The sequence below is a fragment of the Methylobacterium guangdongense genome, assembly GCF_038442355.1.
Lineage (GTDB): Bacteria > Pseudomonadota > Alphaproteobacteria > Rhizobiales > Beijerinckiaceae > Methylobacterium > Methylobacterium guangdongense.
On the sequence record NZ_JBBXMX010000004.1, the window covers coordinates 282,932 to 308,420 of the forward strand.

Here is a 25,489-nt window from a genome sequence, read left to right on the forward strand (position 1 = left end):
GGTGCCGCGCTTCGGCGCCAAATCTGCGCTGCCGAGCGGTCGACGTCGCGCAGCAGAACCAAAGCGTTCCGTTTTGATGTTTTGGCCCGTCGCGAAGGGGTGGGCGGTCAGCCCGATATGCGAAGCAATGGTCGGGTGTGATCACAGCTATCGCACCTTGCGCCCTCGAGCGAAACCAATTTCGAGTTGAATAGGATGTAAATATTATTACGTATATCCGTATACAAATAGAAATTTGAGTATATTTTGGTTTCAAAACATGCACATATGAGCCTCGGGCGATGTGCTCGGAGCAGAGGAATTTTTGGAGACCGGTCTGATGCCCGGCCTGAAACACGATGACGTCGCTGGCCTGCGCGACGATCTGGAGGCGGCATTTCAGGAGGATCTCGAGGACGCCGTGATCGACGCGGCGCGATGGCCCGACCTGATCGAGCGTGTATCGCGCAGCTCCGGCAGCGTCGGGGCCCTTCTCCTACGTACGGATCGGACCGGGCTCGATGCGCTGTGCACCGAGTCCCTGGCCGAACCCGCGCGCCGCTACTTCGACGAGGGCTGGTGCCGGGAGGATCATCGTCTGCGCGGACTCCCAACGCTGCGGGCGCGCGGCGTCACGGTCGATCTGGATTTCACCTCGCCCGACGAGATCGCCCGGCTGCCCTACTATCGGGACCTGCTCGGATCCTGCGGCCTGCGCTGGTTCGCCGGCGTCGGATTCGAGGTGAAGGGCCGGCTCTGGTGCCTCTCGCTGCAGCGAACGGTGGCGCAGGGGCCGTACGAGGCCGAGGAGCAGCGGCGGCTGGCGACCCTGTCGCCGCTGCTCCGACGGGCGGGCCTCCTCACCCTGATGATCGAGAAGGCACGGCTCGCCGGACTGACCCAGGCGTTCGACACGATCGAGCGCGCGGCGCTGATCCTCGACTCCGAGGGGAAGGCTCTGCGCTGGAACACGGCGTTCACGGAACTCCTCGGGCCTGATCTGAAGCTTGTGGGCGGACGCTTAGTCGCCGAGGATCCGGAAGCGGCGCGCCAGCTGGAAGCCCTGGTGCGCCCGTGCGGCCGCGCACCGCTCTCGGCCGTCGTGGTGGCGCGGCGGGACGCGGAGCCGGTCGTGATCCACGTCGTGCCCCTGGTCGGGCCGAGCCGGAGCCTGTTCGCCGGCGGTCGGACGCTGCTCCTGTGCCGGGTGCCGGGGGCGACACCGGTCCCGGCCGCGGCGATCCTGCAGGCCGCCTACCGGCTGACGCCCGCGGAAGCGCGGCTCGCCCAGGCCCTGTCCGGCGGCGAGGCCCTCGCGGAGGCCGCGTCGCGCTTCGCCATCACGGCGGCGACCGCTCGCTCGCAGCTGAAGGCGATCTTCGCCAAGACCGGTGCAACCCGTCAGGCGGACCTCGTCCGCTTGGTGGCCGGGCTCGCGCGCTGATCGCCTCTGCGGCGCAGCGCGCCGGGCCGCGCGGTCGGGGACGGAACGGCTTGGCCCGCGCAGCCGTTTGCATCCCGATTGATCGCTGATCTTCAGGAGAAACCTATGACCCATCGGATCGCACTGATCTCCGCCCTGACCGTTGGCGCGTTCCTGGTGGGCGCGCCGGCCGAGGCGAAGGGCTGCCTCAAGGGCGCGGTGGTCGGCGGCGTGGCCGGGCACATGGCCGGCCACGGCAAGATGGGCGCCGCCGCGGGCTGCGCTATCGGCCACCACAACGCCAACAAGAAGGCCAAGCAGGGCTGAAGCCCTGCCCTGAGGGGCGGGCGTCGCTGAGGCGCCTTCCCGACATCGCGAAGCCGGGTCCCCAGGCCGGGGATCCGGCTTCGCCGCGTTTGGCGACCCTTGACGGAGGCGTCGTCTGCCGTGAACGCAGGGGACCGCTCCGCCGGTGTTCCCGGCTCAGGCTCGATCCGCATGTCCGACGCGATACGCCCCGCCACCGAAGCCGATCTGCCGAGCATCACGGCGATCTACGGCGACGCCGTCCAGACCAGCACGGTGAGCTTCGAGACGGATCCGCCGAGCCTCGACGAGATGACCCGGCGCTTCCGCATCCTGCGCGACGGCGGCTTCCCCTATCTGGTGGCAGTCCGTGACGGCGCGGTGATCGGCTATGCCTATGCCGGTCCCTATCACCAGCGTGCGGCCTATCGCTCGACCGTCGAGGACTCGATCTACGTGGCGCGGGACGCCCGGGGCGGCGGGATCGGCGGCGCCCTGCTCGCGGCCCTGATCGCCGCCTGCGAGCGGATCGACTTCCGGGCGATGGTCGCGATCATCGCCGAGAGCGGCTCGCCCGCCTCCACGGCGCTGCACGCGCGGCTGGGATTCACGCCGGTCGGCACCCTGGCGGGCGTCGGCTACAAGCACGGGCGCTGGCTCGACGTCACCCTGATGCAGCGTCCCCTCGGCCCCGCCCGTGGAACACCGCCGACGCGCCTGGGCGGTTAGCATCGGGGCGGCAGCTTTCAGCCCTGGGCTGTCCTGTCATGATGCGGACAACTTCGCGCGGGACAGGGCGGGGCAGAGGCGCGTGCCACCCGGTGCTTTCGACCCGGTGCGGACGCGATGACGTGTGGGAGAGGCCTTCCCGCACGTGAGCGGTCCGGTCCCCCCAGGCCCGCGAGGCATAGGAGTTTCGGGTATGCGGTTTTCTTCGATCGGTCGCCGGATTGCGCCGCTCGCGATCCTGGCGCTCACGGCGCTGGCGGGCGCGGCGCATGCCGCGACCCCGGCCGATCCGAGCGGTACGTATCTCACCGAGGATGGGCGCGCCCGCGTTCGTCTCGAGAAGTGCGGCACCGCGGCCGACCGCCTGTGCGGTTACGTGGTCTGGCTGAAGGTCCCGCTCAACGACAAGGGCGAGCCGCGGATCGACTTCAAGAACCCCGATCCGAAGAAGCAGATGCGCCCGTCGCTCGGCCACCAGCTGATCATGGGCCTGAAGCCCAATGCCGACGCGCATTACGAGGGCAAGATCTACAACTCGGAGGACGGCAAGTCCTACGACGTCACGATCTGGACGGATGCGCCGGGCGAGCTGACGGTCCGCGGCTGCCTCATCGCGTTCCTGTGCAAGTCGCAGACCTGGACCAAGGTGACCGACCTCGCCCCCGGTCAGCTCCCCGGTCCGACCAACGGCCCGAACGGTCCGCACAGCGATCCGGAATACGCGACCGCCGGCGCAAAGCCGGCCGCCAAGGCCGCCGCGAAGCCCGCCCCGAAGCCCGCCACGGCGGCGCCCGCTCAGGAGTGAGCGGCGCTCACGCCGCCAGGGCGGCGTAGGCCAGGACGCGCAGCTCCCGCCGGATCGGCAGCGCCGAGGACGGCACGAGCTGCGTCATCAGCACGACCGAGAGATCCTCGGCGGGGTCGATCCAGAACGCCGTCGAGGCGAGGCCGCCCCAGGCGACTTCGCCGGGGGAGCCGAGGATCTGGGCGCGGGCCGGATCGAGCATCACCGAGAAGCCGAGCCCGAAGCCGATCCCGGTATAGGAGGTCTCGGCGAAGCGCGGCGTCCCCATCGCGGCGAGGTCGCCGGGCAGGTGGTTCGCCAGCATCAGATCGACGCTCTTGCGGCCGAGCAGCCGATGACCGTCGAGGGTGCCCCGATTGAGGATCATCCGGCAGAAGCGCTGGTAATCGGCGGCCGTCGAGACGAGGCCGCCCCCGCCCGACGCGATGGCGGGCGGCTGCGCGAAGGCCGTCTCGACGGAATCGTCGAACTGGCGAAGCCGGCGCTCGCGGTCATACGCGTAGGTGGCGCAGAAGCGCGGCATCCGCGCGGGCGGCACGTGGAAGTCGGTATCGACCATGCCGAGCGGCGCGATCACGTTCTCGCGAAGATAATCGGCGAAGGGCCGGCCGCTGACCGTCGCCACGTACTGGCCGAGCACGTCGGTGGCGACGCTGTAGTTCCAGGCGCTGCCCGGCTGGGCGAGGAGCGGCAACCGCGCCACCCGGGCGGTCATCTCGGCGAGCGTGCCCTCGCGCGCCAGGAAGTCGATCCCGTGCTCGCGATACTGTGCGTCGACGAGCGTCGCCTCCATGAAGCCGTAGGTCAGGCCGGCCGTGTGGGTGAGGAGATCCCGGACGGTGATCGGTCGGCGCGCCGGCTCGGTCTCGATCTTCGCCCGGTTGCCGCCGACCGCGACGCGCATCTCGGCGAAGTCCGGCAGCACGCGCGCGATCGGATCGTCGAGCTGGAACAGGCCCTGCTCGTAGAGCTGCATGACCGCCACCGAGGTGAGCGGCTTGGTCATGGAGTAGATCCGCGTCACCGTGTCGAGGGTGAAGGGCGTCCCCCGGGCGAGGTCGGCCTGGCCGCAGGCCCGCGCGAAGGCGATCTGCCCCCGCCGCGCCACCGTCACCGACAGGCCGGCGAGCCGCCCCTCCGCCACGAGGCGGTCCATCCAGGGTTCGATGCGGGCGAGCGCCGCCGGATCGAAGCCGGCGGCCTTGGGATCGGTGTCGGTCAGCGCGCTCATGCGGTCTCCACGTCGATACGATCCGAAAGCGTAAGGGGGCGGATCATGAAAATCACCAGCCCATCGTGCCCGGCGCGCCCTTGAACGGGCCGACGATGCCGGGCGTGATCCAGCCTCCGTAGAAGTTGCCGGGCTGCGGCGCGACCCGGTCCGGGCCGACGAAGCAGGCCTCCATCGGCCCCGCGTAGAAGGCCACGTAGCCGGCGATCCCGCGGAAATCTGGCGTCGGGTCCGGGTAGGTCCAGGCCGCGCCGGGAACGGTTCCGTCGCCGCCCTGGACGTCGAACAGGCGCGCCTGGCCCTTCCACTCGCAGATGCCGCCGCGCCGTGGGTTGACGAGCGTGCCCGGAGCGATGTCGCCGGGCGGCAGGTAGTAAGTCGGCGGGTGGGAGGTCTCCAGCACCCGGAAGCCGGCCTCCGTCTCGGCGATCACGGCGCCGCCCAGCACCACGCGCAGCCGCTGCCTCACGGGCTCGAGCCGTGGCGGACGCGGATAGTCCCAGACGCTCTCCTCGCCCGGCTTGACCGGATCCGGTGTGGGGCGTGTCGGCGGCCAGATCATGCGGGATCCCCGTTCAAAGCTTGTGTGACGCGATATAGGGCGCCCCCGACGCCGTTTGTCGGGAGCACTGCCCGTGCTAGCCCGGGGCCGAGACACGAGCCCGGGATCGTTCGCGATGGACATCGCCCTCTTCCTCGACTTCGACGGCACCCTCGCCGAGATCGCACCCCGGCCGGATGCGGTGGTGGTCGAGCCCGGCCTCGTGGAGACGCTGGAGCGGCTGCGCGAACGCCTCGGCGGTGCGCTGGCGATCGTGACCGGACGCCCGGTCTCGGTGATCGACGGCTTCCTCGCCCCCGCGCGCCTCGACGCCGCCGGGCTGCACGGCGTCGAGCGCCGGCTCGGCGGAACCCTCAGCGGGGGGCGGGCGGAGGACCATCCCGACCTGCGCCGGCAGGCCGCGCGGCTGGAAGCGGAGAGCGCCGCGCTGCCGAACGTCCTGATCGAGGACAAGGGCGCTTCCGTCGCGGTGCATTGGCGGCTCGCCAGCGCCGACGATGCGGCCCGCGCCGAGGCGCTGGTGAAGGCTGCCGCCGACGCGCTCGGCGCGGATTACCGCCTGCAGCTCGGCAAGGCGGTCGGTGAGATCGTGCCGGCGCAGGCCACCAAGGCGCACGCGATCCGCGCCTTCATGGAGGAGAGCCCGTATCGCGGGCGGGTCCCGGTCTTCCTCGGGGACGACCGGACGGATGAGATCGCCTTCGCGTCGGTGAAGGCGGACGGCGGCATCGCCGTGCGGGTCGGTGACGGCGAGACCGTCGCGACGCATCGCCTGCCCGACCCGGCCGCCGTCCGCGCCCTGCTGCGGGATTGGGCCGCCGGGGGCGCGATCGATCCGGCCTCCCTGCCGGCGGCTTGATCGAAGCGACGTCGCGATGTCGGACGGCTTCGTGGGCGGCGGCCCCCGGATCATCCTGCGGATCGAGGGGGCCTGCCTGCTCGCCTGCGCGATCGCGGCCTATGCCTGGCTCGGGCAGTCCTGGTGGACCTTCGCCGCCCTGCTGTTCGCCCCGGATCTCAGCATGGTGGGCTACGCGGCCGGCCCCCGCCCGGGCGCCATCGCGTACAACACGGTCCATACGGTGACGCTGCCGCTGATCGGCCTGTGCGCCGCGGCGGCCCTCGGTCAATCCCACCTCGTCGGGCTAACGCTGATCTGGCTTGCCCATATCGGGCTTGATCGGATGCTCGGATACGGACTGAAATACGCCAGCGGCTTCGGCGATACGCATCTCGGTGCGATCGGCCGGGCACGCGCAACGGCGAACACGCCGCGATAAGGCGTTTTGAGATCCGGCGGGGCTTGCCCCACCGGGGACACACGGCGAAGGACCCTCATCGGCGGTCCAGTGCGCGGAGGCACCCTGCGATGTTCGAGTTTCCGGTCCTGGTCGGCGACATCGGCGGCACGAATGCCCGCTTCGGTCTGATCGAGGCCCAGGGCGGGCAGCCCCGGCTGCTCTCGCACGAGGCGACGGCGGATCATCCCGATCCGTCGAGCGCCATCAAGGCGTCCCTCGCCAAGGGCGGTGACCTGCCGCCGCCGCGCTCGGCGATCCTGGCGATCGCCGGCCGGGTCGACGGGCCCGAGATCCAGCTCACCAACGCGCATTGGAAGATCGCCGGTCAGCGCATCGCCGAAGACTTCGGACTGTCCTCCGCGGTGGTGGTGAACGATTACGTGCCGGTGGCGGCCGGCGCCGCCGGCATCGAGCCGCACGATCTCACGCCGATCGGGCCGTGCCCGCTGGTCTCCGGCGGTGCGCGCGTCGTGCTGGGCCCGGGCACGGGGTTCGGCGCCGCGGCGCTGGTGCCGTACACCACGCATCTCGCCATCGTCTCCACCGAGGCCGGCCACACCGATTTCGGCCCGGCCGACGCCTTCGAGGAGAAGGTCTGGCACGCGCTGGAGCGCGTCGAGGACCGGATCACCGTGGAGGCCGTCCTGTCCGGCCCCGGGCTAGCGCGGCTGCACGCGGCGGTGGCGCATGTCCGCACGGGGCAGCCCCACGAGAAGATCGACCCCGCGGCGGTGACCGAGACCGGGCTCGATGCCTCAGACCCCCACGCGGCCGAGACCTTGGAGCTGTTCGGCCGGCTGCTCGGCCGCGTCTGCGGCGACCTCGCGCTGACCTTCCTCGCCACCAGCGGGGTCTATATCGGCGGCGGCATCGCGCCCCGGATCGTCAAGGTGCTGCAGGAGAGCGGTTTTCGGGACGCCTTCGAGCGGAAGGCGCCCTTCGTCGACATGATGCGCAAGATCCCGACCAGCGTCATCACCGTTCAGGACCCCGCCTTCCAGGGCCTCGCCGCTCTCGCCAACGAGGGCCGGACCTTCGTCTATCACGGGCAGGTGTGGCGGAAGGGGGCGTGACCGACACGCCGCCACTGCCTTCGCGCTACGTGCAGAGATCGGTGCCGCCGACCCGGGCTCAAGCCGCAGCCAGCGGCTTCGACACATCCTCCAGCGACTTGCCCTCGGCCGCCGTGCCCCAGATCCCGCCGACCACCGCGGCGACCAGCATCAGGACCGCGCCGAGCCCGTAGCCGAACAGCACCCAGTCCCGCGAACCGGTCTCGACCAGCGTGCCGAACAGCAGCGGGCCCGAGACACCGCCGATGCCGGTGCCCACCGCGTAGAAGGCCGCGATGGCGAGCGCCCGGATCTCCAGCGGGAAGGTCTCCGAGACGGTGAGGTAGGCCGAGCTCGCCGCCGCCGAGGCGAAGAAGAACACCACCATCCAGGCGCCGGTCTGGCCGACCGGCCCGAGCACGTCGAGGCGGAACAGCAGGCCGACGGCGGCGAGCAGCAGCGCCGAGATCCCGTAGGTGAACGCGATCATCTTGCGCCGGCCGATCGTGTCGAACAGCCGCCCCAGCAGCAGCGGGCCGAGGAACGAGCCCAGCGCAAAGGGCAGCAGGTACCAGCCGACATGGTTGCCCGGCACATTGTAGAACCGCTCCAGCACCAGTGCGTAGGTGAAGAACAGCGCGTTGTAGAAGAAGGCCTGCGCGATCATCAGCGCGAGGCCCACCATCGTCTCCTTGCGGCTCGTGACGAACAGCGCCCTGAACACCTCTGAGAGCGGGGTGTGGTCGCGGGTGCGGACCTTCATGCGCTTGCTCTCGTCCACCGGCGGCAGGGTTACGCCCTCGTCGGTGAAGCGCTTCTCGATACCGGTGACGACCCGGTCGGCTTCCGCCGCATAGCCGTGGGTCGCGAGCCAGCGCGGGCTCTCGGGGATCCAGGTGCGCAGGAGCAGGATCACGAGGCCGATGGCGCCGCCCGTGAAGAAGGCGACCCGCCAGCCCCAGGCCGGGTCGATCACCTCGGGCTTCAAGAGCACGATCGACATGAACGAGCCGAGCGCTGCGCCGATCCAGAACGAGCCGTTGATGACGAGGTTCGTCCAGCCGCGCACGCGGGCCGGGACCAGCTCCTGGATGGTCGAGTTGATTGCCGTGTACTCGCCGCCGATCCCGGCGCCGGTGAAGAAGCGGAAGAGGCAGAAGCTCCAGACGTTCCACGACAGGCCGGTCGCCGCCGTGGCGACGAGGTAGAGGGCCAGCGTGATGAAGAATAGCTTCTTGCGGCCGATCCGGTCGGTGAGCCAGCCGAAGCCGAGCGCGCCCGTCACCGCGCCCACGAGGTAGCAGGAGGCGGCGAGCCCGACGTCGAACTCGGAGAAGGACATCGGCGGCTGCCGCAGGGCGCCCACCAGCGAGCCGGCCAGCGTCACTTCGAGACCGTCGAGCACCCAGGTGATGCCGAGCGCCACGATGACGAGCACGTGGAACCGGCCCCAGGGCAATCGGTCGAGGCGCGCCGAGATGTCGGTATCGATCACGCGGCCGATCTCGGCCCGTTCCGGCGTTCCGGCGCTTCCCTCGACCTTGCTCGTCATCTGCGCATATCCTCCCGCACGGGCCGTTTACTGTGCCTGCACAGCCCGCGTTTACCGAAACCCCAGGCAGATGTTGGGAACGGGTTGGGAAACGATTCGGTTCGCGCACATCTTCATTTGCTGCGGGCAGACCGGAGCGGTCCACGCGGTGCCTCGCCATGCCCTCCCGATCTGCCTCCCCCCGTCGCCGCCTCGCCCGCGTCGCGATGCTCGGACTGATGACGCTCGCAGGCCTCGCGACCGTCCCCTCGCAGAGCGCCGACGGTCGTCTTGAGCGGCCCAAGCCCCGCATCGAGATGCCGGCTGCCGACCGCTGGCGCCTGCGGCCGACCGAACCGGCGATGCCGAGCACGACCGGCAGCATCCGGAGCCGCACGGACCACCCGGTCCCCGAGGAGAAACGCCGTGTCCGCCTGGTCTATCCGGCCCTGATCGAGGCACGCTGAGCCCGCGGCCGATTGGCGATCCGCCGCGCATCGGGCACAGCGCCTGCTTGGCGCGGTGCGGCCCGCGCGGCCGGGGTCGGTACGGAGTCGGGAATGGCAGAGGCGATCGTCCTCATCGGGTGCAAGGGGCAGACGCAGGAGGCGGAATACCTGGATGTCCTTGCGACCGCGATGCCCGAGGAGCGGATCGTCCCGTTCCGGCTGATGGAGCAGGCCGAGCGGGATGCCACCCAGGTCGCCATCGTGGCCAACCCGGATCCCGCCGAGGTCGCGGCGCTGCCGAACCTCGTCTGGGTGCAGAGCCTCTGGGCCGGCGTCGAGCGGCTGGTCAGCGCCTTCGACCGGCCCCTGCCGATCGTGCGGCTGGTGGACCGCGAGATGGCCCGCACCATGGCCGAGGCGGTTCTGGCCTGGACCTACTACCTCCAGCGCGACATGCCGGCCTATGCGCGTCAGCAGCGCGCCGGCCTCTGGCGGCCTCATCCTTACCGGAAGCCCGCCGACACGACAGTCGGCCTGCTCGGCCTCGGCGCCCTCGGGATCGCGGCGGCGGAACGCCTCCTTGGGGCGGGCTTTCGCGTCACCGGGTGGAGCCGCAGCCCGAAATCCGTTCCCGGCATCGAGGCGCTCCATGGCATGGAGGCGCTGCCGACCATGCTCGGCCGCTGCGACATCCTCGTCTGTCTCGTGCCGCTGACGCCGGACACGCGCGGCCTCGTCAACGCCGAGCGTCTGGCGGCGCTGAAACCCGGCGCTTCGCTGATCAATTTCGCCCGCGGCCCGATCGTGGCGACGGCGGACCTGATCGCCGCGCTGGACAGCGGCCACCTCGCGCACGCGGTGCTGGACGTGTTCGAAGTCGAGCCGCTGCCGGCCGAGTCCCCCCTCTGGTCCCATCCGGGCGTGACCGTCCTGCCGCACATCTCGGGGCCGACCGACATGCCCTCGGCCGCCGGCACGGTAGCGGACAACCTTCGGGTGTACCGGCGGACCGGGCAGCCACCGCAGGGCATCGACACCGCCCGGGGCTACTGACGCGACACCCCGTCCTGCCGGCGGGCGTGAACCCAGGCCGTATCGGCGTGTTTATGCCCGACCGCCGCGCTTGCGCCGGCGGATCCGGAAGGATTCTGACGCACCATGGGCTGGCCACGCCGCATTCTGATCGTCGCCGGTGTCGCCGCCGTCGCGGTCGGCGCCACCGCGACCCTCGGGCGCTTCAGCTATGCGCCGATGCCCGACCGGGCGGATCTGCTCAACGGCGACCGGTATCCGATCCAGACCGCCTTCGACATCCTCGGGCGCCGGGTCTCCCGGGCCGAGGCGGATCGCCTGAACGCGACGGAGAGCGGCCGAAAGGAACTGGCGCCGGGCGGGACCGCCGTAGCGATCGATCCGGCCATTGTCGAGCGCGGACGCCAAGCCTTCTACCAGGAGACGTTCGGCAACGAGGTCTTCCTCTCCGACGTGATGGGCATGCTCGATGGCGGCCTGACACCGACCGAAGTCGCCCTGGCGGTTGCCAAGCTCGGCGGGCAGGGGACCACCAACCTGCAGGTCGCCATGGCGCGCGACATGCGCGTGGGCGAGCGCGTCTACAAGAAGGGCGAGCTGGTCCCCACCGGGCTCGATGTGCCGAAGGGCGGCGCCTTCATCATCGGCATCAAGACCTTTTACGATCGCGGCCACCTGCGCATGGGCATCACCTGCGCGCTCTGCCACGCCGCGGTCGATCCCGGCACCGGCAAGGTCGTGGAGGGCGCGCCCAACATCGATCTGAACGCCGGGCTGCTGATGGCGCTCGCCAAGAATTCCTCGGCCTACTTCATGCACGCCAGCGTGCCGGAGGCCGATGCGCGGCCGAGTGCCGACCCGCAGCACACCGGCTCGACCACGACGGGTCCGGCGCTGCCGGATGCGGCGGCCGTGGAGGCGGCCACCAAGGTGCAGGTGGCGAGCTGGCCGCCCGGCAGCTTCGACTCCTCGGCCGACCGGGTCACCAACCCGACCTCGATCCCGTCGAGCTTCTCGGCCTACGGCGAGCCCTACAGCTGGAGCGGACGCGAGGCGATCGGCCCCTTCGCGGGCCTGTCGTCGCTCAACAACAACGTCCACGCGGCCAATTCCGATACCACCCAGTTGGCTGCGGCCGCCCCCTGGCTGTTCGGCATGGATGCGGAGACATATCTCGGTATCGTCCTGCGCGGCTCGGCCAACGACGCGTTCCGCTACAAGCCGGACGGCAGCCGCAGCCCGTCCGAGGTGCTCAAAAGCGTCGATCCGACGCCGGCCTCGCCGGGGCTGAACAGCTACGCGGTGCTGCCGACCTATCCGGCCACCAACTACGTCACCGACAACGGCCTGTTCGCCTCGGTTCCGGGCGAGCCCGCCAACCACGCCAACAACGCGATGTCGGCGTTCCAGAACCTGCTGCATCCGCCGGCCTCCGGCCAGGACGCCGAGACGGTGCGCGCCGGCCGCGCGGTGTTCGAGAAGGCCGGCTGCGGCGCCTGCCATTCCGGGCCGGCGCTCACCAACCACCGGGTCATTCCGGAGGCCGAGATCGGCACGGAGCCGACCCGCGCCCGGGCCGGCGCCAAGATGGAAGCCCGCCTGTCGCCGCCCGCGATGTTCGCGATCGGCACGCCGTTCCCGCTGCCCGAGAAGCCCACGGTCGTCCCGGTGCCGCTCGCGGGCGATCAGCAGGCCCAGGTCCAGCTCGCCTGGGGGCAGGGCGGGACGGAGGGCGGCTACAAGGTGCCGAACCTCGTCGGCCTCGCCTGGACGGCGCCCTACCTGCACGATGCCGGCGTGGCGGTCGGCCGCGACGCCGACACCCAGCTCGGCGTCCCCGGCACCCTCTACAAGGGGATCGCCCCGGATCCCGCCAACAGCCTGCGGGCCCTTGTCGACCGCGATCTGCGCGCCAAGGTGGTGGCCGCGAACGCGGCCTCGGATACCGCGCGGACCGCCCGCGTTACCGGGAAGGGGCACGCCTTCTGGGCGGATTCCGGCGCGGGCGTGTCGCCCGACGAGCAGACGGCGCTGATCGCCTACCTGCTCTCGGTCGATCGCCTGACGGAGCCGGCCGCAACGCCCTGAGCAGGATACGCCATGACGCAGAACACCGACCCGGTCTGGTTCATCACGGGGTGCTCGACCGGCTTCGGCCGGGAACTCGCCAAGCTCGTCATCGGGCGCGGCTGGCGCGCGGTGGTCACGGCCCGCGACAGCGCCACGGTCGCCGACCTCGCGGACGGGGCAGGGGACCGCGTCCTCGCGCTGTCCCTCGACGTCACAGAGGCCGGCCAGATCGCGGCCTCGGTCGCCGCCGCCCAGGACAGGTTCGGGCGGATCGACGTGCTCGTGAACAATGCGGGCTACGGCTACCAATCCTCGATCGAGGAGGGCGAGGAGGACAAGATCCGCGCCCAGTTCGACGCCAACGTGTTCGGCCTGTTCGCGCTCACCCGCGCCGTGCTTCCGGTGATGCGGGCGCAGAGATCCGGCCACATCCTCAACATCACCTCGGTGGCGGGCTTCGTGGGGTTCCCGGCCTCGGGCTACTACGCCGCCACCAAGCACGCCGTGGAGGGGTTTTCCGATTCCCTCGCCGCCGAGGTCTCGCCCCTCGGCATCCGCGTGACCTGCATCGAGCCGGGCCCGTTCCGCACGGACTGGGCCGGACGGTCCCTGATCCAGACGCCGAACGCGCTCGCCGACTATGCCGAGACGGCCGGCGCGCGCCTCAAGGCCACGGCGGAGAAGAGCGGCACCCAGTCCGGCGATCCGGTGCGGGCCGGCGAGGCGATGATCCGGGTGACCGAGATGGATGCCCCGCCGCGCCATCTCGTGCTCGGCGCCTGGGGCTATGACGCCGTCACGACCCGGTTGAAGCAGGCCCTGGCCGAGATCGAGGCATGGCGGGAGACGAGCCTCGGGGCCGATTACCCGAAGGCGTGAGCGTCAGATCACGCCCGCGATCAGGCCCCGCCGCTTGGCCTCCTCGGCCTCCAGATACCAGTTGGCCGGCGCCTTCTCGAGCACCTCATCCAGGCTCACGTCCGAGCCCTGGACGAGGTTCGCGAACCCCTCGTTCTGGATCTCGATCGAGCACAGGATCTCATTGAGCGTCGCCTTCACGGAGGCGATGCAGGTCGTGAGCGGCCCCTGGACGTGGAGCTGCTTGTCCATCTTGCGCTCGTGGATCATCAGCCGCGTGCCGCAGGCGAGATAGCGGTTCGGCGTCGCGAAGAAGCTCATGAAGGTCGTGCCGGCCGAGTAGATCGCGGCCTTGCCGAGGAAGACGAACCTTCGGTTCGGATCCATGGCGCTGTTGAAGCGGATATCCGCGCCCATCATCCGGGCGACCTCGGGATCGCCGCCGAGCGTCGTCAGCTCGATCACCACGATCTCCCGGTCCGCCGCCGCGTCGAGCTGACGGCGAAAATCCCGGTACATGTCGTAGTCGACCTGTCCTGAGAGCAGCACGGCGGGAGCCCGGAACGCTGTCGGGTCGAGGGGCGTCGTATCCATGACTGTCCTTGAAGCAGGTTCGGCCGCTGCCGCCGAACAGGATGCGTCGGTCGGGCGCCTGCGCGTCGGGCGCGCCGACGGATCATCGCCCGCAGGGCGTCACGGGTTCCCCGATCCACGCGGTGTGCCATCGCCAGGCCTGCGTTGCCGGCGCGATCCCCACCTTGTCCACAGGCGGCGTCGCCCAGGGAAACGCCTTGGTAAGCGCCGGTGCGCAACGGTCCCCGCTCAGATCGACCAGCCGAGCCGGATGCGATGATGACCTGCCAGCAACTCGCCGAGGAACTGAAGCGGATCGCCACCACGCAGGTCAGCGACATCACCCGCGCGGTGAAGGAAGGTCAGAAGTCGATCGCGCTGAACGAGGTGCGCGACATGGCCCGGCGCCTCGAACTCCTGGCCGACGCCTTCGATCCGAAGCCGGCGGCCGAGACCGTCGACGGCGTGCAGGCTGCCTGACGCGCCACATCGGCCCTTCCGGGGAGCCCCATGATCCACGCCCACTTCACCATCCGTTTCGGCGAAGCGTCCCTGCCGGCCTCGGCCGCCCAATGGGTCGCCGATGCCGAGGCTGCCCGAGCGGCCGCGCGCACCATCGTCCAGGGCCTGATGCGCCAGCACGGCGGCGATCCGCGGTTGCTCGCGGCCGCCATGGTGATCACCGACGAACACGGCGCGACGCTTCTGGAGATCCCGTTCTTCGACGCGCTCTACATGCCGGTCGAGCCGGTGGCCGAACCGGACCGGCGGACGCGGCGCATCGCCCCGCCGTCGCGTCTCGGCGCCGTCGTGGGCCCGTTGCGGAAGCTCGCCGGCACGCTCGGCGCACGGCTGCACCCCCTGCCGGGATCGGCGCGGGATCCGCGCTTCCCGGCCTGAGAGCGGGTACGATCGAAACGTGGCCGGTTCACCGCTTTGCGGGCTGAAGCGCCTGCACTTCAAAGAGAAAGTCCGCGACGCGACCCCTCTGCCCGCCCCTGGGCCTACGATACAGACAGTTCTCCGGTGAACACCGGCGTCGGTGGCGAAGCGCGACAGGCCCCCTCTCCCGCACGGGAGAGGGGACCAGCGCTCGGCTCTGATCCGATGTGGCCAGGACCCTAGGTGTGAATTTTTGAGACCCACGTGAGAGGGGTTTTCTGCAACGACAGTCAGCGCAGCTGGTGACGTGTGACACCGCGAGCCTCACGGCGCAGGGCGCGCGCAACTTGGAGCGCTATCTCCTCGAAAAGCCGCCTCACAGGTCCCTGACGGCAAAGCCCCACTCGGCCAGACGCTCCGCCAGGATGCGGCGATGGCAGACCGCGGGATCGCGCTCGAAGCAGAGCAGGCAGAGGGGCGCGGCCTCGGCCATGGCGGCGAGCGCGTCGAGCGCCGTCTGGCCGTCGGCGGTGTCGAGCACCTCCTCGCAGTAGATCCGCCGCAGCAGCGCCGCGTCCCCCGCCCGGGCCGCCTGCCGGCCGGATTTGGGCGTCCCGAGGCTGCGCAGATGGGTGTAGCCGAGCCCGGCCTCCTGAAGCGACGTGCTGAGCGCGCCCTTCGAGAAGCCGCGCTTGCGCGAATTCGCCACCGCCCGGACATCCGCCAGCACGTGGACGTTGGCCTCGCGCAGGAGGCCGCCGAGCTGCTCCGAATCCAGGCCTTCGTACCCTATGGTAAAGATTTGCTTGCCCACGGCGCGGCCACCGAACTCGCACGTCACGGCCGGCACTTAAGCCGAATCGCGCCCTGTGCAACACCGTTGGATCCCCTGCGTATGTCGCGGTGATGCAACGCATCTCGGAATTCCGCCGCAATGATCGCAAAGGTCCGTTAACCGCGCAGGGGCCATCGAATACGCCTGTCTGTGGCGCTTCTTCGGTGGCGGGCTAAACACTGATGTCGCGGATCGATCAGTCTTCGCGTTCTTCCTCCCTCGGCTTGTCCGGAGGTGTGGGCCATCGCATCAAGGCCGCCCGCCGGCTCGCCGGCCGGTTCGCCGCCGTCATGATGCTCGCCGGCTTGGCGGCCTGCGCCTCGAACACCACGTTCTACCCCACCAAGGGCGATGCCAAGCCGCATCCCGGCGTGGCCAAGGCCAAGCTTCACCCGATCCAGGGCATCGACATCTCGAAGTGGCAGGGCAACGTCGACTGGGCCTCGGTCCGGGCCGCCGGCACGCAGTTCGCCTTCATCAAGGCCACCGAGGGCGGCGACCACGTGGACGAGCGCTTCCGGACCAACTGGGACGGCGCGGCCAAGGCCGGCGTTCCCCGGGGCGCCTACCACTTCGTGTTCTGGTGCCGCTCCGCCAAGGAGCAGATGGACTGGTTCCGGAAGAACGTCCCGAACGACCCCACCGCCCTCCCGCCGGTGCTCGACGTCGAGTGGAACGGCCACTCGCAGACCTGCCCAAAGAAGCTGCCCAAGGCGCAGGCCCTGGCGATGGTGACCGAGATGCTGGAGGAGATGGAGCGCTACACCGGCAAGCGCCCGATCATCTACACCGACATCACCTTCCACAAGGACGTGCTGGAGGGCGAGCTACCCGATTACCCGCACTGGCTGCGGTCGACCGCGGCGGAGCCGGAGCAGCGGTTCGTCAACCGCAAGTGGATGCTGTGGCAGTTCACCTCCACGGGCCGCGTCCCGGGGGTGCAGGGGGACGTCGATCGCAATGCCTTCTACGGCACCCCCTCCGATTGGGCGTCGTTCCTGACGACCGATTGTGACCCGCGCGAGCACAAGCGGCTGTCGGAGCAGGGACTCTGCACCGATAAGTAGCCCCCTTCATTGAAAGCAAACCTAAGTTAGTACAGTATACTGCGGCGAGGCGTATGCATGGGAACTTGGCTTCGGCTGAATGCGCCCTGGGGATCCTCTGGGTAGCTGATTTTCCTGCATCGTACTGGGCCTGATGGCAATCGACAGCGCCGGCCCGACGGGCAACCTTCTCCTCGATGCGCTGTCGGACCACGATCGGGCGCTGATCGCACCGGATCTGGAGGCGGTGTCCTACGCTCGGGGGCAGACCGCCTTCGAGGCCAGCGATGCGGTCACGCACGTGACCTTCCCCTGCGACTATACCGTGCTGGCCTTGGTAATCACCACCCGGGATGGGCGGACCGCCGAGACGGCCACGATCGGCCACGATGGGGTCGCCGGCGGGCTGGTCGGCCAGGGCCGCGTGCCGGCCTTCGCCAAGGGCCTGGTGCAGATCGGCGGTCCGATGCTGCGTCTCGATGCCGACCGGCTTGAGGAAGCCGCCAGCCGATCCGCCTCGCTGCGCGCCCTGTTCACGCGCTACGCCGAATGCCTCGTGGCGCAGCTGCTGCAGACCGCCGCCTGCAACGCCCTGCACCCGATCGAGCAGCGCTGCCTGCGCTGGCTCCTGACGTTCCAGGACCGGATCGACGGCGATACCCTCGCGGTCACCCACGAGCTGATGGCCGCGATGCTCGGTGTCCAGCGCACCTATCTGACGCGCATCCTGCGGGTCCTGCAGGATCAGGGGCTGATCCGCGTCGCGCGCGGGCGCATCACCGTCGTCGACCGCGCAGCCGTCTCGGCGGCCGCCTGCGAGTGCCATGCGCGCGTGCGGATCCACTGCGCGGCTGTGCTGGGGCCGGTCTACGGCACCGGGCGCTACGCTCACGATCCGATCGTCAAGGCGACGGCCGGTCAGCGCCCCCATTAAGATACGGCTCAGCGGAGGATCGGTGCGCAGACCGGCGTCGCGATGCCGGGCACCGGGGCCATCACCACGTCGATCCCATAGAGCAGGCGCAGAAGCGCCGGCGTCACCGTCCCGGCGGCCGGCCCGTCGGCCGCCAGCCGCCCCGCGTTCAGGGCGATCACCCGGTCGGCGCACAGCAGGGCGTGGCCGGGATCGTGGGTGGAGAACAGCACCGCGATGCCGGCTCTCGACAGATGGCGAATCTGGCCGAGGACGCGGGCCTGATTGCCGAAATCGAGGCTGGCCGTGGGCTCGTCCATCACGAGGAGCTGCGGCTCCCCGCTGAGCGCCCGGGCGATCAGGGCGAGCTGCCGCTCGCCGCCGCTGATCTCGGTATAGACCGCCCCGGCCAGATGCCCGATCCCGAGGGTGGCGAGCGCCCGTTCGGCCGCCGCATGGTCGGATGCCCCGGGGGCTGCGAACGGCCCGAGACGGCTCGCCCGCCCCATCAGCACCATCTCGCGGACCGTGAACGGAAAATAGGCCGCGTGCGCCTGCGGCACGGCGGCCACGGTTTGAGCGATCCGGGTCCGCGACAGCCGGGAGAGATCCGAACCGTCGAGCCGGATGTTTCCGGCCCGGGCCGGGAGCAGGCCGAGCAGCGTCTTGAGCAGGGTCGTCTTGCCGCCGCCATTGGGCCCGAGCAGGCACAGCACCTCGCCGGCCGCGAGCCCGAACGAGATGCCCGATCCCACGATGCGCTGGCCGTACCCGAAGGCCAGATCCTGGACCTCCAGCATCATCCGATCCGGCCCCGCCCGGCCGCCAGAAGCCACAGGAAGAACGGGGCGCCGACCAGCGCCGTGAGGATGCCGAGCGGCACCTCGATCGTTCCGGCATTCCGCGCGATCAGATCGACAATCAGGAGGTAGCCGGCCCCGAGCGTCAGCGAGGCCGGGAGCAGCCTGCGATAGTCGGGCCCCACCAGCAGGCGGGCGATATGGGGCACGATCAGACCGATCCAGCCGATCACCCCGGTCATCGACACCGCGGCTGCCGTCACCAGGGTCGCGCCGGCGATCAGGACGGGCCGCAGGATCCGCGTCTCGACGCCGAGCGCCCGGGCCTCCTCGTCGCCGAGGCTCATCAGGTTCATGCGCCAGCGCAGCAGGATCAGGGGCGCGAGGCCGATGAGCATCATCGGCAGGATCGCGCCGACATCGCCGAGCGTGACGGAGGACAGGCTGCCGAGCAGCCAGAAGGTGATGGCCGGCAATTGGTTGTAGGGATCGGCGAGCACCTTCAGGAGCGAGATGCCGGCGCCCAGCACCGCGCCCACCGCGACGCCCGCCAGGACCAGGGTCAGGACCGGATCGTGGCGCCGCACCGCGAGCCCGACGCCGTAGACCGCCGCCACTGCGCCGAGGCCACCCAGGAAGGCGAGCGCCTGGATCGGCGCCACCGGCAGGCCGAGATAGATCCCCAGAACCGCACCGAGCCCAGCGCCCGCGGAGACGCCGAGGATATCGGGCGACACCAGGGGGTTGCGGAACAGGCCCTGATAGGTCGCCCCCGCCGCAGAGAGGGCGCCGCCGACCACCAGGGCGGCCACGACCCGGGGCAGGCGCACCTGCATCACCACCGTCTCGACCGTGGCGGTCGTCCGTGCGGGCAGGCCGAGCAGCCGGTGGCCGAGCACGTTCGCCAGATCCGCGAGGCTGACCGGATATTTCCCCACCGCGAGCGCCAGCACGGCCAGCATCAGGAGCGCGGGGGCGGCGAGCAGCGCCACCGGGACCCGGGCCAGTCGCTGGACCCGCGCCGTCCCGGCGGCGATGGCCGGCTCGCGGCTCATCGCGGTGCGCTCGGCAGCGGGCCCGCGAGCAGCGCGGCCGCCTGCGCGGCGTCGAGGTCGACGTGATAGAACCGGTGGTAGAAGTCCCGCACGATCTCCGACATCGGCTGCGGGAACAGATCCGGATGGAGCAGCCCGGCCAGCCAGCGCAGGCCGATCAGCCGGTTGACCCCCGGCGGCGCATCGAACCACGGGAAGGGCTGGAGCGGCGCCACGTAGATCCGGCCCGCCTGCACGGCCTTTACGTCCCGCCAGAGCGGATCCGTCCGCACGGCGGTCGCGAAGGCCGGATCGAGGGTGACGATCACCTCCGGGTTCCAGGCCAGGACCTGTTCCAGGGAGACCGCGCCGAGGCGCCCATCGCCACCCTGCGCGACGTTGCGGCCGCCGGCCGCCTCCAGCACCTCGGTGTTGATCGAGCCGGCAAAACCCGTCTCCAGCCCGCGCGGGCCCCGCGCGTAGTAGACGCGGGGCCGCTGGTTTTCCGGGATGGAGTCGACGGCCTTCGCCACCGTTCCCATCAGGTCGTCCGCATAGGCCGCGAGGGCATCGGCCTCCGCCTGCCGGCCGAGCGCCGCCCCGAGCTGCCGATAGGTCTCGGGCATCCGGGCGAAGCTGCCGTCGAGCAGGATATAGGGGATGCCGGTCTGCGCCTGAACCCGGTCGGCGAGGGACGCGTAGGTCGGCCCGAGGCTGCCCGCATCGACGATCAGGTCGGGCTTTGCGGCCAGCACGGCCTCGACATTGGCGGTGCCGCCCCGCCCGGTCAGGCGGCCATAGGCCGGCAGCGCCCGTGTGCGCGGGTCGAGGAACGGCAGCGCCTCCGGCCGTGTCGCGCTGACCCAACCTGCCATCCGGTCGGGCGCCAGGGTGTAGAGCAGCACAGCGGCCGGCGGGCCGGCGGCCAGCACCCGCTCGATCCGGTCCGGAAGCTCGACGGTTCGGCCGGCGGCGTCGGTGAAGGGCCGCGCCGCAGCACCCTGGGCCAGCCCGATCGACAGGACCAGGGCACCAGCGAGCGACCGGCCGGATCCGAACAGGCGCCCCATCAGGCCGCCTTGCGTTCCAGGATCTCGATCAGCGCCCCGTCCGGTCCCTCCACGAAGGCGATCCGCAGGCCCGGCCCGCGCTCCGTGATTCCGGTCCGGACCGGGACGCCCCGCGCTTCGAGATCGGCCATCGCCGCTTCGAGATCGTCGACGCGCAGCCCGATGTGCTCGAGGCCGAGGCAGGGCGTCGGCCCGGCCGGCGCGGTCTCGGCCGGGGCCTGCTCGATGAACACCGTGAGCCCGCCGAGGTCGAGGACGACCCGCTGGACCGGATCGGCGCCGACGCGCTTCACCTCCCGGGCGCCGAACGTCGCGACATAGAACGCCGCGGCCCGCACCGCGTCGCGGCTGCGCAGGTGAACGTGATCGCAGGCGTAGTGCATCGGATTCCGGTTCCTTGATTCGGCCTCAGTCCAGGCGGGCTCAGGACGCGCAACCCGGTGCCGCGGCGAAGTTATGCCCCTTGCGCCCTCAGCGCGAGGGGCACCGCTTGACGTCCCGCGCGAACCCGCAGACTTTCGCGCTCAGGACCGTTGCAGGTATGCAACAGCCTTCCCACATCCGGGTGGCAATCCCACACCGCACAGCCATAGAGTTCCATGCGCAATCCCTACGACGTGCTGGGCGTGGCCAAGGGGGCGAGCGAGGCCGACATCAAGAAGGCCTATCGCAAGCTCGCCAAGGACTTCCACCCCGACCGCAACAAGAACGACGTGAAGGCCAAGGACCGATTCGCCGAGGCGAATTCGGCCTACGAGATCCTGGGCGACGCCGAGAAGCGCAAGCAGTTCGACCGCGGCGAGATCGACGCGGAGGGCAAGCCGCGCGCCACCGGGTTCGAGGGATTCGGTGGCGGCGGCTTCGGCGGCGGGCGCGGCGGCAATTTCGATTTCGAGGGCATGGCCCGCGCCCGGCAGGGCGGCATGGGCGGCGGGATGGGCGAGGACATCTTCTCGCACATCTTCGGCGAGGCCTTTCGCGCGGGCGGCGCCGGGCCCGGCGGCCAGCGCGGCACGCCCAAGGGCGAGGACGTCGCCGCCGAGCTGTCCGTGACGCTGGAGCAGGTCGCCAGCGAGGAGAAGCTGCGCCTCTACCTCCCCACGGGCCGCGAGGTCGACGTGGTCATCCCCCGCGGCGTGGTCGACGGGCAGACCATCCGGCTGCGCGGCCTCGGCCAGAGCGCGGGTCCCCGCGGCGAGCCGGGCGACGCGCTGCTGACGATCCGGATCCGGCCGCATCCGCGCTTCACGGTCGACGGCTCCGACCTGCGCACCACCGTCGACGTGCCGCTGGAGGACGCCGTGCTCGGCGGCACGATCCGCGTGCCGACGCTGACCGGCGCCGTCGAGATGAAGATCCCGTCGATGACGAGTTCGGGCCGGACCTTCCGCCTGCGCGGCAAGGGCTTGCCGCGCAAGGACGGGAATGCCGGCGACCTGTTCGCCACGACGGCCATCGTCCTGCCGGAGGGCGAGGACGCGGCGCTGATGGAATTCGCCCGGGCGCGGCGCGGCGCGAAGGCCGCGTGAGGCACAACAGGCGGGCCGGACTTCCGTCGCCGGTCCGCCTCCGCTAAGGAGGCCCCCCGGCCCCGAGAGGGGCCGCGCGGCTTCGGGATCGATCATGGCGGAACACGGGCAGGGCCTTCTGGCGGGCAAGCGGGGCATCGTCCTGGGTGTTGCCAACAACCGCTCGATCGCCTGGGGCATCGCCCGCAGCGCCCGCGCCCACGGGGCGGAACTCGCCTTCACCTATCAGGGCGACGCCCTGCGCAAGCGCGTCGAGCCCCTGGCCAAGGAACTCGACGCCCACGTCATCGGCCATTGCGACGTCACCGAATCGTCGACGATCGACGCCGTGTTCGAGGAAGCCGCCCGAGTCTTCCCCGACGGCATCGATTTCGTGGTCCACTGCATCGCCTTCTCCGACAAGGACGAGCTGACCGGCCGCTACATCGAGACTTCGGAGGAGAACTTCACCAAGTCGCTCCTCGTCTCGTGCTACTCGTTCACGGCGGTCGCCCAGCGGGCGGAAAAGATCATGCGGCCGGGCGGCTCGCTCGTGACGCTGACCTATTACGGCGCCGAGAAGTGGATGCCGCACTACAACGTGATGGGCGTCGCCAAAGCCGCGCTGGAGGCCTCGGTGCGCTACCTCGCGGCCGATCTCGGCCCGAAGAACATCCGCGTCAACGCGATCTCGGCCGGCCCGATCAAGACGCTGGCCGCCTCCGGGATCGGCGATTTCCGCTACATCCTGAAGTGGAACGAGTACAACGCGCCCCTGCGCCGGACCGTGACCATCGGGGAGGTCGGCGAGACGGCGGCCTATCTGGTCTCCGACATGGCGGCCGGCATGACCGGCGAGATCCTGCACGTGGATGCGGGCTACCACGTGGTGGGCATGAAGAATCCCGACGCGCCGGATCTGACGCTCGACAAGGATTGAGGGGCGGCGCGTCTCCCTCTTCCATTTGCGGGCGACACAAGTTTCCGGTCTCGGTGAACTGACCCGTCACCTCGGAAGGGCGCGGGTCCCCTCTCCCGTGCGAAAGAGGGACAGGGTGAGGGATGAGAACTCTCCGGACGAGTCTCCGCCCGCACGCGCGTTAACGGCGCGATTGATCCTGTTGGTTCTCGTTCCTCACCCCAACCCTTCCCGTGCGGGGGAGGGGGCCTGTCGCGCTCCGTCACCTGCCGCGCGCGCCTAACCTGCGTCGCGCTTTACTCGTCTGCGGGGGAGGGCATCCGCAGCAGACCACGACCGCCCGATTCATTCCTCGTCCTCTTCGAACGCCCCCGACAGCTTCAACCCCGCGATCCACGTCTCGCCGTCGCGCTTGATGACGGTGCGCGGCTGCGCGCGCCCATGCTCGGCGATTCCTGCGGCCAGACGCTCGGAATGCGTCACCAGCCACACCTGCGTGCGCTCCGCTGCCCGGGCGATCAGCCGGGCCAGCGGGTCCATGAGGTCCGGATGCAGGCTGGTCTCCGGCTCGTTCAGCGCGATGAACGGCGGGAGGCGGTAGCCGAGGAGGGCGCCGGCGAGGGCGAGATAGCGCAGGGTCCCGTCCGACAGTTCCGGCGCGGCGAAGACCCGGCCGGCAAAGTCCGGGGCCATCAGACCGAAGCTCGCCTCCCGCCCCGGCTCCGGCACGACGAGCCGGGCTCCGGGGAAGGCGCCGTCGACGGCGGCGTCGAGGTCGGTCGTGTCCTGCCGGATATGGGCGAGGGTGGCGAAGACCGCTGCGAGATCCGATCCGTCGGAGGCCAGCGTCGGCGTCGTCACGGCGAGGCAGGGGCGTCGAAGCGGCGACTCAGAATCGGTGCGGAAGCCGTGGTGGAAACGCCACGCCGTCATCGCCTGGCGTGCAAGCGCGATCTCCGGCTGGCCGTTCGCGTCGAGCAGGCTGCCGAGCGCCGTTTCGGTGGCGAGCAGGTCCGTCCCGAGGGATTGCTTGCGCCCGTCGGCGTCGCGGACGAAGCCGGTGAGGCCGTCGCGGTCGAGGATCACGGCCGTGCGGCCGCCGGTCCGGACCGTCAGGCGCTCGGCCTTCACTTGCGGCTCCCGGCGGAAGGCCGCGCCGTAGATCTCGGCGCCGACCTGCGGCACGAGGCCGATCTCCACCGCGTAGGTGAAGTCCTGCCCGGTGGTCTCATGGCGCAGCGTCGCCGAGAGGCGGATCCGCGCGGCTTCCCCCTGCCGTCGGCGGCCGGCCCAGAGCGCCGAATCCAGGCCGCCCTCGGCGGCGAGGTCGCGGGTCAGGGTCCCGCTGGCGGCCGACTGGAGCAGCTCGAGGGCCCGGTAGAGATTGGTCTTGCCCGTGCCGTTACCGCCGACGAAGACCGTCAGATCGTCGACCGGGAAGCTGATGCGCCGGAGCGACCGGTAACCCGACACCGCAACGTCGCGCACCACCAGCATACCGGCGCCTCCCTGTCAGTCCGGGACCGTCAGCTCGCCGATGCCCTTCGGAGCCTCCGGAAATCGCGGGTCCATCGCCTCCAGCGTATCCGCGACGGTACGCGCGATCACGTAGTTGCGGAACCATTTGTGATCGGCCGGCACCACCAGCCAAGGGGCATCGGGTGTCGAGCAGCGGGTGAGGGCGTCCGCGAAGGCCTGCTGGTAGGCGTCCCAGGATTTGCGCTCGACGAGATCGGCCGGATCGAACTTCCAGTGCTTCTCCGGGTCGGCGATCCGCGCCTCCAGGCGCTTCTTCTGCTCCGCCTTTGAGATGTGCAGGAAGAACTTGAGGATGGTCGTGCCTGATTCGGTGAGCAGGCGCTCGAAATCGTTGATCCGGCCGTAGCGGCTCTGCCAGACCACGTCCGGCACGAGGCCCTTCACGCGCACGACCAGCACGTCCTCATAGTGGCTGCGGTTGAACACCCCGATCAGGCCTCGCCCCGGCGTCTGGGCGTGGTAGCGCCAGAGGAAGTCGTGATCGAGTTCGTCGCTCGACGGCACCTTGAACGAGGTGACGGTGCAACCCTGCGGGTTCACGCCCTTGAGCACCGACCGGATCGTCCCGTCCTTGCCGCCGGTGTCGATCGCCTGAAAAACCAGCAGCAGACTGCGTGTCCGCTCGGCATAGAGGCGTTCCTGGAGGGCGACGATCCGCTCGCGTTCCTGGGCCAGAGCGTCCTTCGCCCAGCCCTTGTCGAGGCCGCCATCGGCGTCGGTCTCCACGGCGCCGAGGTCGAAGCGGGCGCCGGGCTCGACCATCACGATGCCGGGGGCCGCGCGGATGGGGACCTGCGGATGGGCGCCGAGCACCTCCGGTGCGGTCTCCGCGACGCCGCCGGCCCAGCTCGCGGTCGACGGTCGGCCCGATCCGTGCAGGTCGGCACTCTCTGTCACGCCGTCAGCCTGTTTCTGGCCGCGATGATGCTTGCCGTGCTTCTTCGACATGGGGCAGGACCTGTTCCCGGGTGTTGCCGGCCGTCGGCGAGAACGGGTGGCGCTCCGAGCCGTTCCGAGCGCCGGTGCAGGACGGGATTGAGTC

28 protein-coding genes are annotated in these 25,489 nt (G+C 70.4%); 17 read left to right on the plus strand and 11 right to left on the minus strand.

Annotated elements, in window-relative coordinates; translation table 11 throughout:
- Positions 1-319: 319 nt before the first annotated feature.
- From AAHG09_RS11165 to AAHG09_RS11180, 4 genes are all read left to right on the plus strand, one after another.
- Complete coding sequence (locus AAHG09_RS11165; RefSeq protein WP_342107187.1) at positions 320-1,423, plus strand: helix-turn-helix transcriptional regulator; 1,104 nt, start codon at positions 320-322, stop codon at positions 1,421-1,423.
- Positions 1,424-1,528: 105 nt separating this feature from the next.
- Entirely contained in the window at positions 1,529-1,729 is a 201-nt protein-coding gene (locus AAHG09_RS11170; protein ID WP_342107188.1) for a hypothetical protein, read from the plus strand.
- A 171-nt stretch (positions 1,730-1,900) separates the two neighbouring features.
- Positions 1,901-2,437, plus strand: coding sequence for a GNAT family N-acetyltransferase (locus AAHG09_RS11175; RefSeq protein WP_342107189.1), 537 nt, complete (start codon positions 1,901-1,903; stop codon positions 2,435-2,437).
- Between the two features lie 193 nt (positions 2,438-2,630).
- Complete coding sequence (locus AAHG09_RS11180) at positions 2,631-3,242, plus strand: DUF2147 domain-containing protein (protein ID WP_342107190.1); 612 nt, start codon at positions 2,631-2,633, stop codon at positions 3,240-3,242.
- Positions 3,243-3,249: 7 nt separating this feature from the next.
- Here AAHG09_RS11180 and AAHG09_RS11185 read toward each other — a convergent pair whose 3' ends face one another.
- Both AAHG09_RS11185 and AAHG09_RS11190 read right to left on the minus strand, forming a co-directional pair.
- Entirely contained in the window at positions 3,250-4,473 is a 1,224-nt protein-coding gene (locus AAHG09_RS11185) for a serine hydrolase domain-containing protein (RefSeq protein ID WP_342107191.1), read from the minus strand.
- Positions 4,474-4,525: 52 nt separating this feature from the next.
- Positions 4,526-5,035 carry a DUF427 domain-containing protein gene (locus tag AAHG09_RS11190; RefSeq protein ID WP_342107192.1) on the minus strand — a complete coding sequence of 170 codons (510 nt, stop codon included), beginning with the start codon at positions 5,033-5,035 and terminating at the stop codon, positions 4,526-4,528.
- Positions 5,036-5,150: 115 nt separating this feature from the next.
- Here AAHG09_RS11190 and otsB point away from each other — a divergent pair, with 115 nt between their 5' ends.
- The 3 genes from otsB (at position 5,151) to AAHG09_RS11205 (ending at position 7,409) form a co-directional block, all read left to right on the plus strand.
- Positions 5,151-5,894 (plus strand): trehalose-phosphatase, encoded by a 744-nt coding sequence (otsB, locus tag AAHG09_RS11195; RefSeq protein WP_342107193.1) that lies wholly within the window; start codon positions 5,151-5,153, stop codon positions 5,892-5,894.
- A 16-nt stretch (positions 5,895-5,910) separates the two neighbouring features.
- Positions 5,911-6,315: a DUF4260 domain-containing protein gene (locus tag AAHG09_RS11200; protein WP_342107194.1), complete on the plus strand. Its 405-nt coding sequence runs from the start codon at positions 5,911-5,913 to the stop codon at positions 6,313-6,315.
- Positions 6,316-6,404: 89 nt separating this feature from the next.
- Positions 6,405-7,409: a glucokinase gene (locus AAHG09_RS11205; protein ID WP_342107195.1), complete on the plus strand. Its 1,005-nt coding sequence runs from the start codon at positions 6,405-6,407 to the stop codon at positions 7,407-7,409.
- 58 nt (positions 7,410-7,467) lie between these two features.
- Here the strand turns inward: AAHG09_RS11205 and AAHG09_RS11210 are convergent, their stop codons facing one another.
- The gene (locus AAHG09_RS11210) at positions 7,468-8,940 is read right to left on the minus strand and encodes an MFS transporter (protein ID WP_342107196.1); all 1,473 of its coding nucleotides are present in this window, start codon (positions 8,938-8,940) and stop codon (positions 7,468-7,470) included.
- Positions 8,941-9,098: 158 nt separating this feature from the next.
- On the opposite strand from AAHG09_RS11210, the gene AAHG09_RS11215 reads away from it, so the two are divergent.
- The 4 genes from AAHG09_RS11215 (at position 9,099) to AAHG09_RS11230 (ending at position 13,349) form a co-directional block, all read left to right on the plus strand.
- Complete coding sequence (locus AAHG09_RS11215; RefSeq protein ID WP_342107197.1) at positions 9,099-9,386, plus strand: hypothetical protein; 288 nt, start codon at positions 9,099-9,101, stop codon at positions 9,384-9,386.
- 93 nt (positions 9,387-9,479) lie between these two features.
- Complete coding sequence (locus AAHG09_RS11220) at positions 9,480-10,421, plus strand: 2-hydroxyacid dehydrogenase (protein ID WP_342107198.1); 942 nt, start codon at positions 9,480-9,482, stop codon at positions 10,419-10,421.
- 105 nt (positions 10,422-10,526) lie between these two features.
- Complete coding sequence (locus AAHG09_RS11225) at positions 10,527-12,488, plus strand: cytochrome C oxidase Cbb3 (RefSeq protein ID WP_342107199.1); 1,962 nt, start codon at positions 10,527-10,529, stop codon at positions 12,486-12,488.
- A gap of 12 nt (positions 12,489-12,500) precedes the next feature.
- Positions 12,501-13,349 (plus strand): oxidoreductase, encoded by an 849-nt coding sequence (locus tag AAHG09_RS11230; RefSeq protein WP_342107200.1) that lies wholly within the window; start codon positions 12,501-12,503, stop codon positions 13,347-13,349.
- A gap of 3 nt (positions 13,350-13,352) precedes the next feature.
- Here AAHG09_RS11230 and AAHG09_RS11235 read toward each other — a convergent pair whose 3' ends face one another.
- Positions 13,353-13,922 (minus strand): peptidase S14, encoded by a 570-nt coding sequence (locus AAHG09_RS11235; protein WP_342107203.1) that lies wholly within the window; start codon positions 13,920-13,922, stop codon positions 13,353-13,355.
- A 255-nt stretch (positions 13,923-14,177) separates the two neighbouring features.
- On the opposite strand from AAHG09_RS11235, the gene AAHG09_RS11240 reads away from it, so the two are divergent.
- Both AAHG09_RS11240 and AAHG09_RS11245 read left to right on the plus strand, forming a co-directional pair.
- Positions 14,178-14,381, plus strand: coding sequence for a hypothetical protein (locus AAHG09_RS11240; protein ID WP_412760018.1), 204 nt, complete (start codon positions 14,178-14,180; stop codon positions 14,379-14,381).
- A gap of 30 nt (positions 14,382-14,411) precedes the next feature.
- Positions 14,412-14,801, plus strand: coding sequence for a DUF6894 family protein (locus AAHG09_RS11245; RefSeq protein ID WP_342107205.1), 390 nt, complete (start codon positions 14,412-14,414; stop codon positions 14,799-14,801).
- Between the two features lie 358 nt (positions 14,802-15,159).
- On the opposite strand, the gene AAHG09_RS11250 is transcribed toward AAHG09_RS11245, so the two are convergent.
- Complete coding sequence (locus AAHG09_RS11250) at positions 15,160-15,597, minus strand: DUF488 domain-containing protein (RefSeq protein ID WP_342107405.1); 438 nt, start codon at positions 15,595-15,597, stop codon at positions 15,160-15,162.
- A 311-nt stretch (positions 15,598-15,908) separates the two neighbouring features.
- On the opposite strand from AAHG09_RS11250, the gene AAHG09_RS11255 reads away from it, so the two are divergent.
- Both AAHG09_RS11255 and AAHG09_RS11260 read left to right on the plus strand, forming a co-directional pair.
- Positions 15,909-16,685, plus strand: a complete 777-nt coding sequence (locus AAHG09_RS11255; RefSeq protein ID WP_342107406.1) for a glycoside hydrolase family 25 protein — start codon at positions 15,909-15,911, stop codon at positions 16,683-16,685.
- 133 nt (positions 16,686-16,818) lie between these two features.
- Positions 16,819-17,598: a Crp/Fnr family transcriptional regulator gene (locus AAHG09_RS11260; protein ID WP_342107207.1), complete on the plus strand. Its 780-nt coding sequence runs from the start codon at positions 16,819-16,821 to the stop codon at positions 17,596-17,598.
- 8 nt (positions 17,599-17,606) lie between these two features.
- Here the strand turns inward: AAHG09_RS11260 and AAHG09_RS11265 are convergent, their stop codons facing one another.
- Genes AAHG09_RS11265 through AAHG09_RS11280 form a run of 4 tightly spaced genes read right to left on the minus strand, consistent with a single transcriptional unit; the run spans position 17,607 to position 20,864 of the window.
- Positions 17,607-18,380, minus strand: a complete 774-nt coding sequence (locus AAHG09_RS11265; RefSeq protein ID WP_342107208.1) for an ABC transporter ATP-binding protein — start codon at positions 18,378-18,380, stop codon at positions 17,607-17,609.
- Positions 18,377-19,432, minus strand: coding sequence for a FecCD family ABC transporter permease (locus tag AAHG09_RS11270; RefSeq protein ID WP_342107209.1), 1,056 nt, complete (start codon positions 19,430-19,432; stop codon positions 18,377-18,379). Before AAHG09_RS11270 ends, AAHG09_RS11265 begins: the two co-directional genes overlap by 4 nt.
- Positions 19,429-20,481, minus strand: coding sequence for an iron ABC transporter substrate-binding protein (locus AAHG09_RS11275; protein WP_342107210.1), 1,053 nt, complete (start codon positions 20,479-20,481; stop codon positions 19,429-19,431). The genes AAHG09_RS11270 and AAHG09_RS11275 overlap by 4 nt, the downstream gene beginning before the upstream one ends.
- The gene (locus AAHG09_RS11280; protein WP_342107212.1) at positions 20,481-20,864 is read right to left on the minus strand and encodes a VOC family protein; all 384 of its coding nucleotides are present in this window, start codon (positions 20,862-20,864) and stop codon (positions 20,481-20,483) included. Before AAHG09_RS11280 ends, AAHG09_RS11275 begins: the two co-directional genes overlap by 1 nt.
- A 216-nt stretch (positions 20,865-21,080) precedes the next feature.
- On the opposite strand from AAHG09_RS11280, the gene AAHG09_RS11285 reads away from it, so the two are divergent.
- Both AAHG09_RS11285 and fabI read left to right on the plus strand, forming a co-directional pair.
- Positions 21,081-22,010, plus strand: coding sequence for a DnaJ C-terminal domain-containing protein (locus AAHG09_RS11285; protein WP_342107213.1), 930 nt, complete (start codon positions 21,081-21,083; stop codon positions 22,008-22,010).
- 94 nt (positions 22,011-22,104) lie between these two features.
- Positions 22,105-22,929, plus strand: coding sequence for an enoyl-ACP reductase FabI (gene fabI / locus AAHG09_RS11290; protein ID WP_342107214.1), 825 nt, complete (start codon positions 22,105-22,107; stop codon positions 22,927-22,929).
- 324 nt (positions 22,930-23,253) lie between these two features.
- On the opposite strand, the gene AAHG09_RS11295 is transcribed toward fabI, so the two are convergent.
- Complete coding sequence (locus tag AAHG09_RS11295) at positions 23,254-24,405, minus strand: AAA family ATPase (RefSeq protein WP_342107216.1); 1,152 nt, start codon at positions 24,403-24,405, stop codon at positions 23,254-23,256.
- A 15-nt stretch (positions 24,406-24,420) separates the two neighbouring features.
- A complete protein-coding gene (locus AAHG09_RS11300) occupies positions 24,421-25,395 on the minus strand; it encodes a polyphosphate kinase 2 family protein (protein WP_342107219.1) in 975 nt (324 codons plus the stop codon).
- Positions 25,396-25,489 lie beyond the last annotated feature (94 nt).

Bases quoted from the DNA above. Each gene is read 5' to 3' on its own strand.
- AAHG09_RS11210 (WP_342107196.1), bottom strand. From the start codon at position 8,940: ATGACGAGCAAGGTCGAGGGAAGCGCCGGAACGCCGGAACGGGCCGAG.
- AAHG09_RS11200 (WP_342107194.1), top strand. From the start codon at position 5,911: ATGTCGGACGGCTTCGTGGGCGGCGGCCCCCGGATCATCCTGCGGATC.
- AAHG09_RS11295 (WP_342107216.1), bottom strand. From the start codon at position 24,405: ATGCTGGTGGTGCGCGACGTTGCGGTGTCGGGTTACCGGTCGCTCCGG.
- AAHG09_RS11165 (WP_342107187.1), top strand. From the start codon at position 320: ATGCCCGGCCTGAAACACGATGACGTCGCTGGCCTGCGCGACGATCTG.
- AAHG09_RS11220 (WP_342107198.1), top strand. From the start codon at position 9,480: ATGGCAGAGGCGATCGTCCTCATCGGGTGCAAGGGGCAGACGCAGGAG.
- fabI (WP_342107214.1), top strand. From the start codon at position 22,105: ATGGCGGAACACGGGCAGGGCCTTCTGGCGGGCAAGCGGGGCATCGTC.
- AAHG09_RS11225 (WP_342107199.1), top strand. From the start codon at position 10,527: ATGGGCTGGCCACGCCGCATTCTGATCGTCGCCGGTGTCGCCGCCGTC.
- AAHG09_RS11255 (WP_342107406.1), top strand. From the start codon at position 15,909: ATGATGCTCGCCGGCTTGGCGGCCTGCGCCTCGAACACCACGTTCTAC.
- AAHG09_RS11205 (WP_342107195.1), top strand. From the start codon at position 6,405: ATGTTCGAGTTTCCGGTCCTGGTCGGCGACATCGGCGGCACGAATGCC.
- AAHG09_RS11180 (WP_342107190.1), top strand. From the start codon at position 2,631: ATGCGGTTTTCTTCGATCGGTCGCCGGATTGCGCCGCTCGCGATCCTG.
- AAHG09_RS11170 (WP_342107188.1), top strand. From the start codon at position 1,529: ATGACCCATCGGATCGCACTGATCTCCGCCCTGACCGTTGGCGCGTTC.
- AAHG09_RS11285 (WP_342107213.1), top strand. From the start codon at position 21,081: ATGCGCAATCCCTACGACGTGCTGGGCGTGGCCAAGGGGGCGAGCGAG.
- AAHG09_RS11215 (WP_342107197.1), top strand. From the start codon at position 9,099: ATGCCCTCCCGATCTGCCTCCCCCCGTCGCCGCCTCGCCCGCGTCGCG.
- AAHG09_RS11235 (WP_342107203.1), bottom strand. From the start codon at position 13,922: ATGGATACGACGCCCCTCGACCCGACAGCGTTCCGGGCTCCCGCCGTG.
- AAHG09_RS11300 (WP_342107219.1), bottom strand. From the start codon at position 25,395: ATGTCGAAGAAGCACGGCAAGCATCATCGCGGCCAGAAACAGGCTGAC.
- AAHG09_RS11275 (WP_342107210.1), bottom strand. From the start codon at position 20,481: ATGGGGCGCCTGTTCGGATCCGGCCGGTCGCTCGCTGGTGCCCTGGTC.
- otsB (WP_342107193.1), top strand. From the start codon at position 5,151: ATGGACATCGCCCTCTTCCTCGACTTCGACGGCACCCTCGCCGAGATC.
- AAHG09_RS11190 (WP_342107192.1), bottom strand. From the start codon at position 5,035: ATGATCTGGCCGCCGACACGCCCCACACCGGATCCGGTCAAGCCGGGC.
- AAHG09_RS11245 (WP_342107205.1), top strand. From the start codon at position 14,412: ATGATCCACGCCCACTTCACCATCCGTTTCGGCGAAGCGTCCCTGCCG.
- AAHG09_RS11265 (WP_342107208.1), bottom strand. From the start codon at position 18,380: ATGATGCTGGAGGTCCAGGATCTGGCCTTCGGGTACGGCCAGCGCATC.
- AAHG09_RS11260 (WP_342107207.1), top strand. From the start codon at position 16,819: ATGGCAATCGACAGCGCCGGCCCGACGGGCAACCTTCTCCTCGATGCG.
- AAHG09_RS11270 (WP_342107209.1), bottom strand. From the start codon at position 19,432: ATGAGCCGCGAGCCGGCCATCGCCGCCGGGACGGCGCGGGTCCAGCGA.
- AAHG09_RS11240 (WP_412760018.1), top strand. From the start codon at position 14,178: ATGATGACCTGCCAGCAACTCGCCGAGGAACTGAAGCGGATCGCCACC.
- AAHG09_RS11280 (WP_342107212.1), bottom strand. From the start codon at position 20,864: ATGCACTACGCCTGCGATCACGTTCACCTGCGCAGCCGCGACGCGGTG.
- AAHG09_RS11175 (WP_342107189.1), top strand. From the start codon at position 1,901: ATGTCCGACGCGATACGCCCCGCCACCGAAGCCGATCTGCCGAGCATC.
- AAHG09_RS11185 (WP_342107191.1), bottom strand. From the start codon at position 4,473: ATGAGCGCGCTGACCGACACCGATCCCAAGGCCGCCGGCTTCGATCCG.
- AAHG09_RS11230 (WP_342107200.1), top strand. From the start codon at position 12,501: ATGACGCAGAACACCGACCCGGTCTGGTTCATCACGGGGTGCTCGACC.